Origin of the sequence: Clostridium tertium (genome assembly GCF_902652255.1) — a bacterium.
Lineage (GTDB): Bacteria > Bacillota > Clostridia > Clostridiales > Clostridiaceae > Clostridium > Clostridium tertium_A.
In genome coordinates this window covers 1-11,478 of record NZ_CACRTO010000022.1, presented here as the reverse complement: position 1 = coordinate 11,478, position 11,478 = coordinate 1, and the positions used below count along the sequence as shown (strand labels likewise).

The following is an 11,478-nucleotide window of genomic DNA, read 5'->3' as shown; positions in this document are numbered from 1 at the left end:
AATGCAAAAATATGAGGTTAAATAATATTTTTTATTTAACCTCATATTTTATAGATTATATTTTAAATACAAAGAATTACTAAAGTATCAAAAATAGAGAATATTTTTAAATATCTACGTCCTCTTAATTAATTCTACATTAGTAGTTTAATATAAATCTACTTTCTCATTTTATACTTTATTTCAAATTTCTTCTTGGTATTTTAAATTTTATTTCTTCTTCTATTTCCCCTAAAAGTCTTGAATCTTTTGGATCTACAAATAGACAAGTATATCCATCTTCGCCAGCTCTTCCTGTTCTTCCTATACGATGTATATATGTTTCAACCTTTTCTGGAATATCATAATTATAAATATGACTTACTCCACTTATGTCTAATCCTCTTGAAGCTACATCTGTAGCTATTAAATACTGAATATCAGCATCTCTAAAGGATTTTATAATTCTTTCACGTTTATTTTGTGGTATATCACTATGAATAACTTTACAGTTATATCCTCTTCTATGCATTACTGCTTCAAGCTCGTCAGCTCTTCTTTTTGTTCTACAGAAAATAATAGCCATAAAAGGATTATCTTCATCTAGAACTGTACATAAAGCTTCTCTTTTTAATCTATCTACAGTTTCTACAACTTCCTGTTTAATTTTATCTAAAGTTACTTCTTCTTTCTTAACTGAAATAACTACTGGCTCATTCATATATCTATAAGCTAATTTCTTAACTGAAGAATCCATTGTTGCCGAAAAACATAAAGTTTGAACCTTCTTTGGTCTTTCCTTCATTACTAAGTCTATTTCATTTCTAAACCCCATAAGTAACATTTGATCTGCTTCATCAATAACTATAGTCTTAAGCTTCTTTAAATCAACAGTTTTTCTCTTAATATGATCAAGAAGCCTTCCTGGTGTAGCAATTATCATATGAATATTTCCACTTAGCTTCTTTACCTGTGAACCAACATCCTTACCTCCATACATTGCTAAAACTCCAATATCTTTACCTTCCTTTAGCTTTGTAGCTTCTTCAGTAATTTGTATTGCAAGCTCTCTAGTTGGAGTAATTATTAAACATTGAATATCCTTAGATGATGGTGATATATTTTCAAATATAGGTAGTAAAAACGCTAAAGTTTTCCCTGTCCCTGTTTGTGCTTCACCTATTATATCCCTGCCATTTATAATATCCTTAATACTCTTATTTTGAATTTCAGTTGGAGTTGTTATTCCACTCTTTTTTAATGTATTTATTATGTTTTCACTTATTCCTAATTCTTTAAAATTCATTTATTTTACCTCGTAATCTTATGTTTCGAATAATTATAACATAGAATCAACTAAAACATGTTAATTTTATTTAGATATAATCTTTAATTCTCTATGTCATAAAAGAAAAGGATACATCAAAATTATTTTATACCAACTTTGATGCATCCACCTTTATTAATATTTATGTTTATATATTTTAAAAGTTTTATAATAACTCTTTTCTTAATTCCTCACCTGATTTTGGTGATAAATAAGCAAATGGTATATCTAGTACTGTACGTGCTCCAGTTTGACCTTCTTTAGATAATCTATAAACTGCTCTTGCATAAGCTACTAATACACTTGAAGTAAATTCAGGATTACTATCAAGATTTAAGCTAAATTCCATTCTTTGATTTGTACCAGCTCCGCTAACTCCCGTTCTAATAACAAATCCACCATGAGGCATTCCTCTATGATTTTTATTCATTTCCTCTTCAGTTATAAAGTTTACTGTTGTATTATAATCTGCAAAGTAATTTGGCATATTAATAATTTCATTTTTAATCTTTTCTAAATCTGCACCTTCTTCTGCTACAACATAGCAAACTCTTTCATGCTTTTCTCTAGTTGAAAGTTCTACATTTTTTTCTGTACGAACCTTATCAATTGCATTTTCAATAGGTACAGTATATTGTACTCCATCTTTAACACCATCTACTCTTCTAATAGCATCTGAATGTCCTTGGCTTACACCTTTTCCCCAAAAAGTATAATCTTTTCCTTCTGGAAGTACTACTTGTCCTAAAAGACGGTTTAATGAAAATAGTCCTGGATCCCAACCTACTGAAATAAGTCCAATTGTACCAGCACCTTTTGTTACCTTATCTATTACATTAAAATATTCCGGTATTTTTGCATGAGTATCAAAGCTATCTACTGTATTAAACATCTTTGCTATTTCTGGTGTTTGCTGTGGTAAATCAGTTGCAGAACCACCACAAAGAATCATAACATCAATTTTATCTCTATAACTTTCAATTTCAGAGATATGTACCATCTTTGATTTAGCTGATAAATTTTCTGGATTTCTTCTTGTAAAAATAGCCTCTAATTCAAAATCTGTATTTTGTGCTAAAGCTAATTCTACACCTTTACCTAGATTTCCATAACCTACTATACCTAATCTTATCTTATTGCTCATATATTTCCCTGACAAAACGCCAAGTGCCCCCCTTTTTTATTATTTTTTGACTTTATAACAATATTATCACATTTTCCAGTTCTTTGCATTATTTATTGTTTGTATTTATAATTTAAGTCTATCTATTTACTAATTTTACCTATCTCTACCTGATGTGTACTTATATCCATTAACTACACTATTATTTACTACTGGTATAATACTAATTGCATAAGTATCCGTTCTAGGTATTTTCATTATTGTTTTCTTAATAAGATTATATTCATCAATAAAAGTAGCATTTTCTACTTTCTCCTTGATTTTAGAATCAAAATACATTCTCATACCTTCTGTTCTTATATGCTTAAAAATTTTAGTTCCCTCAATTTCTATTTCTTCAATCCAATTAATTATTTCTTCTTGCTCCCATCTACAGTTTACTAATACCATAAAAAACCTCCCATACACACTTCATATTTCCTAAGTTTTTATCTTTTCTATTTTTACTATTCTTTTAAAATACTCATTTATTCCAATCAAATGTAATTTCCAGCAGAAATCCATATATATTCTAATTTAATAATATTGCTTCACCGCAATCATTACAACCCTAAATTTAATTAAATATAAAATTTTAATAAAATATGCATAATTATTTACTATAAAACATTTTTTATAGTACTTTTAGTAGAAATCTATCTAAATATCTTAATTAAATATTGTATAAAATACTTCATAAAAATATATTTTATACAATTAAGTAAATCAAAAATATAAATAATAAATGTGATACTAGTAATTATATAAAAACAAAAATAACACCTAGTAGCAACTAGGTGTTATTTCTGTGATTTTTATTAGGGTAAACTTAGTAAATATAAATATGTACACTTATTAATAATTAATTTTAATATCATATAATAATTTAAGTTCATTTAGGGAAAATGTACTTATTTGGATTTATTAATAAGTATTTTTATTTAATTATAATTATTTCTTTACAAACTGTCAATAATATTTATACATATTTTAACTCTTTTTCCTTTCTATAATTTTCTTCTATTTAGAGTTACCCATATATCTAAATATTTTTAATTCATCTAGTAATCTATCCACAAACTCTTTAGGTAATATTTTTCTACTATTAAACAATTCAATATATAGATAAAATTCATCTTCCTTATCTATTATCTGTCTTATTTCCTTGCTTCTACTTTTCTTTATAATAACCTTTTGGTTATTTTTTAACGCTTTCAATCCTTCTATAACTGCATCTTTTATATATCCATACTTAATTTCATATTGTCTAGCTTTTACATTAATATTGGGTCCACAAAAAGATTTTGATTTTGCATATTCCCAATATTCTTTAGTCATATAAATACATTCAAAATCATCATAAATAACAAATGTATTTTCTTCATTTTTAATTGAACCAAATACTCTCTCCATTGCAGAATAAGTTGTAATCCATACATTTCCAGCTTGCTTTATTTCATTTTGTTCAAACTTACCTCTTTCAATAGCCTTCCTAATAGTAGATCCATCAGATAATCCCCACTTCTTTGCTGCTTCAGATAAGGTCATTACACTCTCTAATTCATTACCTGTTTCTACATTTTTTGAAGCAAATAAAGCTTTTATATCTGACTTTCCAAGTTCTCCGTTAAAGACTTTAAGTTCTTTTCCATATTGATCAAATTGAATAGCCATTACTAAAATATTTTGATTATTATATAGCAAATTATAAATATCATCGATATCAAAGATTGGTTTTTTTAATTCTTTATCTTCAATAACATATACCATAGCTGGATAAAGCCTTCTATTTTCAGATGTAATAATGGTAATATTCACTAATCAATCACTCCTTATATTGATCTATTATTTATAAACTTAGTTAAATCAAAATTTTTAATTATTCTTTATGTCCACATACAGTATATTGGTAACCTTCAACCACACTACCATTTATGAAAGGTAAAATACTAATTGCAAGAGTATTAATTCTTGGAATCTTAATTAGTGCTCTCATGATAAGGCTATTTTCATCTTCAATCATAGACTTTCTTTCTTCAGCAGTTATATTATAGTCAAAAAACATTCTCATCCCATCAGTCTTTACATGCTTATAAATCTTAATTTCATTAACTTCTATACCCTCCATTCCTTGAATTATCTCTTCTTGTTGCCATCTACAATTTACTAATAACATAATTACATCCTCCCATATTTTAATCTTAATAATTTCTCTTTACCCTCTGTTTTAAAATAGTTTTAAATATTTCTCTCTTTATTTATAATATATTCTTCAATCGTATTATTGTCACAACATCGTGACAATTTAATCATAACTCTTCACAATTAGTATTGCAAGTTTTAAATATTCAAATATAAAATAGATTGTATTATAGCTTATTTTTTCTTTTTTATATGGTTTATTTACATTAATATACTTTGCTTCCTCCCCCCTACTCATTTAGGCATTAATTAACTTTGCATCCTTACTATAACTGGTATTATAATGAGCTTGTATAGTTTTTATTTTAAGGGGATGTGTATTATGCTTAACGAAACAATTTTAAAAGACGAATTAATAATCAAAATTGATTCATCATCTATATCTAGTATTGATAAATTTATCAGTTTATTGAATTCTAATAATATAGATGTTAAGGCTATTGGAAGAGATGAATATTTAATTAGACTTTAGGGAAAAAATTAGCTAGATACAAATTGTATCTAGCTTTTATAATATTAATTAAATTAATAAAACAACTTTAACTTAAAGTATTTTCCCAGATATAAAACTTGTCTTATATCGGACACCAGTCAAATATACGATATAGGTTTGATTTATTCCTTGAAAATAATTAACTTGAAAGGTTTCTGGATTCCTTCCATCTTTTACATCTGCACTTATAGTTATCATCTTATTATCAAATGCTCTTTCCTTTAAATCAAGTATCCACGAATCACCTGTTATTAGATTTCCACTTGTCACTACATGTCCATTTTCTCCAATGGCTTTAATTTTAACACTAGTTAATAAATTGTTATAAATAATAAGTGCACTACAAGTTTGATTATGCGCCATAAAACTCCCTCCTAATACACATACTTCATAAAACATATTTGATATAAATGATATGTTTTATAGAGTATATTATTATTTTACCCCTTATCTATTTATAGATTGAGCCATCTTAAAGTATGTATGTCTCTTTCCTCTTACTGTTATTGATAATGCCATTATATTTTCTGGATCTGCCATTCTTCCATATCCACCATCTCCAATATGATGTATATCAGCTCCAATTCTCTTATTGCTCATACCTATTAATCTTATAGTATCTACATCTGCACTTTCTTGACTTGTGCCAATTGCACTCATTACTAAAGCACCTTTTGATTTTATTTTCCTAACTATATCTGATAATAAATTTTCATTTATACCTGGAACTGTACCAACCGCTGGTAGTAAAATACCATCAGCACCATTTTCTACAAAAGAAAGTATCATCTTTTCATCTACTAAGTTTTCTACCATTCCAGCTCCATGCATCTTACCAGCTAAAATTAATCCTGAAAAATATTTTTTAGCATTTGCTATAGAATTATTTATTGCTTCATTTGATACACCTGTAGATGGATTACCTGTTAAGCATATAAAATCAACACCTAATTTTTCTGCTTCTTTAAATGTATCAATAGTTGCTAATCTTCCACTTGATAATTTAACTTTTTCATCTATTAAATTAGCGCTTTCATCTACTGGCTCTAAATTAATACCTACTGGTCTTCCTACAAGATTCTTAATTTTACTTATTGGATTTTCTTCATCTTTCATGCCATTGATCTTCTTTAAGAATACATCAAACTCATTTAAAAGTATTAAATCTGCTCCAAAAGCACTCATAACTTCAACATTTGTAACACCTTCTAAAAGTGGTGCTGCCGTTACTACAGTTTCTCCTAAAATAGTTCTTCCTTCACTTGCTAAAATTGCATTTTTTAATTCATCTGCTTTCATATCCCTAAAATCACTAGCATAACAACTTAACAATCTCTTCATTTTATTCTCTCCTCTTAACTTTTAATATCTATAGTTTAACTATAAACTGTTCAATCGGTTGCACGTCAAGATTAATTTTTGATATAATTTTTTAAAAGGAGTGAGCTAAATTGAGTACTATATATGATATTTCAAAAAAGTCTGGATTTTCACCTTCTACTGTTTCTAGAGCATTAAATAATAGTAGTCGAATATCAGAGGAAACTAAGGAAACTATATTTAAAATAGCTAATGAACTAAATTATGTACCTAATAACAAAGCTATTAGCTTAAGTACTGGAAAAAGTTATACTCTTGGAATAATAATTCCTTATGTAACTTATAATTCTTATTATAGCTCACTAATTAATTCTATTATTTATGAAAGCTTTAAAAAAAATTATAGAGTTACTTTTCTGCCAACTAATTATGATAAAGATGCAGAAATAAATTATTTAAAATTACTGTCTACAAAGGAATTTGATGGAATAATAATTACATCAGCAGCTAACTCTTATGATATTATTGAAAAATACTTAGAATATGGTCATATAGTAAGCTGTGAGGATACAGGTAATTCAGCTATTCCTTCTGTAACTCTAGATAAAAGTAACACTTATAGAGCTATTTTAGAAATATTAAAAAATAATGGTATATATAATGTAGGCTTAACCTTTAGTAGATTTCCTAATAGTAGTCTAAACTCTCAAAATACATATTCAGCCTTTTCTGAAAGCTTAAATATATTTAGTGAGAAAAATATATTTTCTAATTGTAGAAATTTTGAAGATGGTATAAAGGCAGCAGCTTACTTTAATAGTATTACTCCTAAGTTACAATGTATTTTTTCTAATAGTGATGAAATAGCTTCTGGAATCTACTGGTACTTTAAGAATAATAATTTAGAACCACCTATTATAATAGGTCAAGATAATTCTTCAAATAGTAAGGTTCTTAACTTATCTACAATAGACTTTCATCTTGAAGATTTAGGAATTGAAGCAGTAAGACTTTGTATTTCAGGCAATAAAGAAAATAAGGTTATTGAAGGAACCTTTATTGATAGAAATAATTTAAATTTAAAAACTCAATAAACTATAATATATAAAATAAAAAAATCACTACATTAACATATTTAAATATCATGAATTCTATCTAGAAAAGTTACTCAATTAGCAAGCTTAAATATTCTAAATTAAAACTACAAAAAATACTAAATTATAGAAAAACCCTCTGTTCTTACACAGAGGGTTTTCATCAAACTTAGGATATTTTCATCTTCAAAGAATATCCTTATATAAATTTCATATATGGTCTTTCTCTTATATACGCAAGAATAACTTCCATTACTCTTTATTCTCTATTTATCTAACTGGACAAATTCCAGTTTCACAACCATCATTTCCAATATCAATCTCAGTTTCTTCTTTTTCATATTTAGATATTAAAGAAGGTATAAAAGGTTTCATTTCATTAATCCTCTTTTCATACTCCTCTTTCTCTATAGCTTCATAAGGTAATAACTCATAGAAACTATCATCTAGTGGTAAAAATGATATAGCAACAACTGAATCCCAATTATCCCATACCCAGTTTTCAACTTCTTCCCACTCGTGATCTCTAACATGAACTGTTATTGAACAATTATGCTCAACGTAATTATCCATAAACATCTTGTAATTTTCTAATTGCTCTAAAGCAGTTACATCATACTTAGTTTTACCTTCAGGTGCCTTAACTGGGAACTCCACTACCTTAGTAGTACAGTTTTCAACACTTTGACCTACTTCTGGTAATACTGGATATCCTAACTCTTCGCATACCTTAACTAATGGATCATCGCTTGATATTCTAACACGTCTTATAAAGTATGGTGAATGTGAATAGTGAACTCCACTTGATACTGAAGGTAATTGCGATAATGTACCTTCAGGTTTAATTGTAGTTACTAATAAAGGTTCATTTTGTCCAAGTTCCTTTGCATAATCAGCTACAGCATCCTTTGCTGCCTTTTTTAATTTCTTAAGTAACTCAGCTTCTTGTTCCTTAGTTAATTTAATTGCATTAACCATGTCCTGCCAACCAGTTAAGGAACATCCAACTAACTTATCTCTTTGTTGGACTCTATCCCAATCTGGAAGTTCAAGTTCTACGCAAGTCATTCTATATCCTGCTCTTGCAGATAACTTTTGTGCCTCTAGTAATGATTTTTCATCTAGGCTTCCATCTTCTTTAACAAAAGCATATACATTTACAGTAGTTAAGTTACATAAACCTTGTGAATCTAATAATATTTCACCACAAGGGTTAACGCCATTCATATTTGGTCTTCTCTTCTCAGCAGCTTCTGCATTGATCCAACCTGGTTCCCCTGAATATCTCATTTTTTCTATATTCCATTTTAATCTTTCTCTTGATGGCTTTTCAGTATAATAAATTGAATTATTACTCATTTGTCTATGAATTAATTCCTTATTAACACTCCACTTACCATCTTCTTGCTTATATAGATTAGATTTTGCTTCTATACATTCTGTATCATTTTCATCTATTATAACCATTTCAGCAGTTCTTCTAACACCACCAACTACAACATTTTCTCCAATAATATTAGCTATATCTAAACAATCTATAGGTGAAAGCTTAACATTATCCTTTTCTAGTAGAAGTGATTTTCTCTTTATTACCTTATCTATCTTATAGAACATATTCTTTAAACTTTCATGTCCAGAGGCTGTACCTCCAAATGTGTTTAATCTTTCTCCCTTTGGCCTTACATGGGAATAATCTATAATTATAGTATTTATATTTCTATATTGACTTCTTCCAACAATATTTAAGAAATGTTCTAAAGCTTGAACCCAACCTTCCTTAGAATCTCCTATTACAATTTCAGCTGAAGTATTATTATAAAAAGTTAATGAAGTACTATCTTCTCTTATGATCTTAGGAACTTCTTTATAATCCTTATGAATTAATTTATAATTAGTCCTAAGTTTTGGTATCTTATTTACATCTTCCTTCAGAACTCTAACTCCCACTCCAGATCCTATCATTAATAAATAAAATAAGTCCGTAAAAGCTTGGAATGAATCTATTATTTGAAATGCACAGTTAAAATTACTCATAGGATATTGCTTTGAAACCTTTGTGTTTCCTACCCAAAAAGTTCTTCCAGATAAGAATTGTCTAAGATTAAAAATATTATCATATAACTTTTCTGCTTCTTCCTTTGAAGTTGGTATTATTGAAGTATTATACTCTACAGCTCTTCTAACTGTCTCCCACCAATATTCCCTTCTTCCTTGTTCTGATAAAAATCTTGAATATGTTCTATAATAAACAAAGTTACCTAATTGCCCCATAGGAGATTTACTATGTTTATACTTACTTACAAAATCATCCTTTATCATCTTATAAGTTTCCTTACTAGAATTTTTTCTTCTTTCCTTTTCTTTTTCGCTTCTATATATAATATATCTCTTAGCAACATCTTTTCTTTCACTGTCCATAAGTTTAAACTCTACCATATCTTGAATATCTTCCACTTCATAATACTTTTCATTGAACTTTGATAGACTTCCAAAAATCTCATCAGCTATTTTAGAGCTTAAATTATGGTCTACTCCAATCTTAGTTTCTTCCATAGCTTTTTCAATAGCTTTAGTGATTTTCTCTTTAGTGAAATTTACTAGATTCCCATCTCTTTTTCTTACCTTCACACTAACACCCCTCTAGAATATAGTTAATTTTTATAGTACTAGATAAATATTACATTTTATCCATAAATACAATTATACTACATATTGTATTTAAATCTAGATGATTTTTTAAAATAATACAATATGTAGTTATTTTAACAATCTACTTTACTTAACTTTGAAAATTCTACATAATATAATTAAAAGCTTAAATATTTAAATATAAAATTATGAGAATTATGGAGGTTTATTATATGAATCAAACAATTGAAATTTTAATGAATCATGTTACTATAAGAAAATATCATGCAGATAAACCTGTATCAGATGAAATTGTAAAAACTATTGTTTCTTGTGCTCAAATGGCACCTACTTCCAGTCACTTTCAAGCATATTCAATTATTCAAGTTAAGAATAATGAGAAAAAAAATATTTTAGTAAAAGCTTCAGGAGGACAAGAGTATTTAAATGAAGCACCAGTAGTTTTACTGTTTTGTGCTGATTTACATCGTGCTGAAAAATACTATGAAAATATTGATGAAAATATTTTATCAAATACAGAATCATATACTATTGCCGTTATAGATGCTACTCTAGCTGCTCAAAAAGCATTAATTGCAGCTCAAAGTTTAGGTTTAGGTGGAGTAGTTATTGGAGGAATCCGTAATGATATGGATGTCCTTGCTAACACCTTTAAGCTTCCAAACTTAGTATTCCCAATGTTCGCTCTATGCTTAGGATATGCAGCTGAAGCTCCTGATAAAAAACCAAGACTACCTATTGAAGCAGTACTAAAAGAAGATTTTTATGATGAAAGTCATGATGATGAGCTAATAAAATCATATAATGAAGCTATAAGTAATTACTATAATGAGCGTACAAATGGGACTTCAAAGGATCGTTGGACTGAACGTTGTGGTAAATATTTAATGGCAAAACCAAGAGAGAATGTAGGTATATTCCTAAGAAAGATAGGATTTTTAAAGCGTTAGTTATTTATTAAAGATAAATGAGCTACCTTATCTTATACGTAAAAATATTAACAATAGTTTTAAATATCCTAATAATTATTATAAATTATTTTTTTATTATATTTATATATTAGAAAAAATAATAAAAGGATACTGGAAAATTCCAATATCCTTTTCTTGTATTTATATATTATACGAGGATGTAGAAAGATTTGTGTAAAAGCAAATCTACTACATCCTTTTATGTATTTTTAAGTGGTAGATTTGGAATAATATTCTTATAATTAAAAGGAGGATTCCAAATGAAAGAAATAAAAGTACCA

11 protein-coding genes are annotated in these 11,478 nt (G+C 27.6%); 3 read left to right on the top strand and 8 right to left on the bottom strand.

The features are described from left to right. Positions 1-178: 178 nt before the first annotated feature. The 5 genes from GPX08_RS11110 to GPX08_RS11090 all read right to left on the bottom strand — a co-directional run bounded on the left by GPX08_RS11110 (position 179) and on the right by GPX08_RS11090 (position 4,644). The gene (locus GPX08_RS11110) at positions 179-1,285 is read right to left on the bottom strand and encodes a DEAD/DEAH box helicase (protein ID WP_156626884.1); all 1,107 of its coding nucleotides are present in this window, start codon (positions 1,283-1,285) and stop codon (positions 179-181) included. 187 nt (positions 1,286-1,472) lie between these two features. Then, entirely contained in the window at positions 1,473-2,450 is a 978-nt protein-coding gene (locus tag GPX08_RS11105) for a diaminopimelate dehydrogenase (protein ID WP_156626936.1), read from the bottom strand. Between the two features lie 135 nt (positions 2,451-2,585). Beyond that, the gene (locus tag GPX08_RS11100) at positions 2,586-2,879 is read right to left on the bottom strand and encodes a hypothetical protein (RefSeq protein WP_156626883.1); all 294 of its coding nucleotides are present in this window, start codon (positions 2,877-2,879) and stop codon (positions 2,586-2,588) included. A gap of 609 nt (positions 2,880-3,488) precedes the next feature. Then, the gene (locus GPX08_RS11095) at positions 3,489-4,286 is read right to left on the bottom strand and encodes a hypothetical protein (protein WP_156626882.1); all 798 of its coding nucleotides are present in this window, start codon (positions 4,284-4,286) and stop codon (positions 3,489-3,491) included. A gap of 61 nt (positions 4,287-4,347) precedes the next feature. Next, the gene (locus tag GPX08_RS11090) at positions 4,348-4,644 is read right to left on the bottom strand and encodes a hypothetical protein (RefSeq protein ID WP_156626881.1); all 297 of its coding nucleotides are present in this window, start codon (positions 4,642-4,644) and stop codon (positions 4,348-4,350) included. Positions 4,645-4,992: 348 nt separating this feature from the next. Here GPX08_RS11090 and GPX08_RS11085 point away from each other — a divergent pair, with 348 nt between their 5' ends. Further along, a complete protein-coding gene (locus GPX08_RS11085) occupies positions 4,993-5,142 on the top strand; it encodes a hypothetical protein (protein ID WP_156626880.1) in 150 nt (49 codons plus the stop codon). Between the two features lie 72 nt (positions 5,143-5,214). On the opposite strand, the gene GPX08_RS11080 is transcribed toward GPX08_RS11085, so the two are convergent. Further along, a complete protein-coding gene (locus tag GPX08_RS11080) occupies positions 5,215-5,526 on the bottom strand; it encodes a hypothetical protein (RefSeq protein WP_156626879.1) in 312 nt (103 codons plus the stop codon). 84 nt (positions 5,527-5,610) lie between these two features. Beyond that, the gene (locus GPX08_RS11075; RefSeq protein ID WP_156626878.1) at positions 5,611-6,504 is read right to left on the bottom strand and encodes a haloacid dehalogenase-like hydrolase; all 894 of its coding nucleotides are present in this window, start codon (positions 6,502-6,504) and stop codon (positions 5,611-5,613) included. Positions 6,505-6,614: 110 nt separating this feature from the next. Between GPX08_RS11075 and GPX08_RS11070 the strand changes: the two genes are divergently transcribed. Continuing rightward, entirely contained in the window at positions 6,615-7,577 is a 963-nt protein-coding gene (locus GPX08_RS11070; RefSeq protein ID WP_156626877.1) for a LacI family DNA-binding transcriptional regulator, read from the top strand. A 270-nt stretch (positions 7,578-7,847) separates the two neighbouring features. Here the strand turns inward: GPX08_RS11070 and nrdJ are convergent, their stop codons facing one another. Continuing rightward, the gene (nrdJ, locus tag GPX08_RS11065; protein WP_156626876.1) at positions 7,848-10,205 is read right to left on the bottom strand and encodes a ribonucleoside-triphosphate reductase, adenosylcobalamin-dependent; all 2,358 of its coding nucleotides are present in this window, start codon (positions 10,203-10,205) and stop codon (positions 7,848-7,850) included. A 233-nt stretch (positions 10,206-10,438) separates the two neighbouring features. Between nrdJ and nfsA the strand changes: the two genes are divergently transcribed. Continuing rightward, positions 10,439-11,176, top strand: a complete 738-nt coding sequence (gene nfsA / locus GPX08_RS11060) for an oxygen-insensitive NADPH nitroreductase (protein WP_156626875.1) — start codon at positions 10,439-10,441, stop codon at positions 11,174-11,176. The last annotated feature ends 302 nt before the right edge of the window (positions 11,177-11,478 follow it).

Excerpts from the sequence above, each read along its gene's own strand:
- GPX08_RS11110 (WP_156626884.1), bottom strand. The coding sequence starts at position 1,285 with ATGAATTTTAAAGAATTAGGAATAAGTGAAAACATAATAAATACATTA.
- GPX08_RS11105 (WP_156626936.1), bottom strand. The coding sequence starts at position 2,450 with ATGAGCAATAAGATAAGATTAGGTATAGTAGGTTATGGAAATCTAGGT.
- GPX08_RS11100 (WP_156626883.1), bottom strand. The coding sequence starts at position 2,879 with ATGGTATTAGTAAACTGTAGATGGGAGCAAGAAGAAATAATTAATTGG.
- GPX08_RS11090 (WP_156626881.1), bottom strand. The coding sequence starts at position 4,644 with ATGTTATTAGTAAATTGTAGATGGCAACAAGAAGAGATAATTCAAGGA.
- GPX08_RS11085 (WP_156626880.1), top strand. The coding sequence starts at position 4,993 with ATGCTTAACGAAACAATTTTAAAAGACGAATTAATAATCAAAATTGAT.
- GPX08_RS11080 (WP_156626879.1), bottom strand. The coding sequence starts at position 5,526 with ATGGCGCATAATCAAACTTGTAGTGCACTTATTATTTATAACAATTTA.
- GPX08_RS11075 (WP_156626878.1), bottom strand. The coding sequence starts at position 6,504 with ATGAAGAGATTGTTAAGTTGTTATGCTAGTGATTTTAGGGATATGAAA.
- nfsA (WP_156626875.1), top strand. The coding sequence starts at position 10,439 with ATGAATCAAACAATTGAAATTTTAATGAATCATGTTACTATAAGAAAA.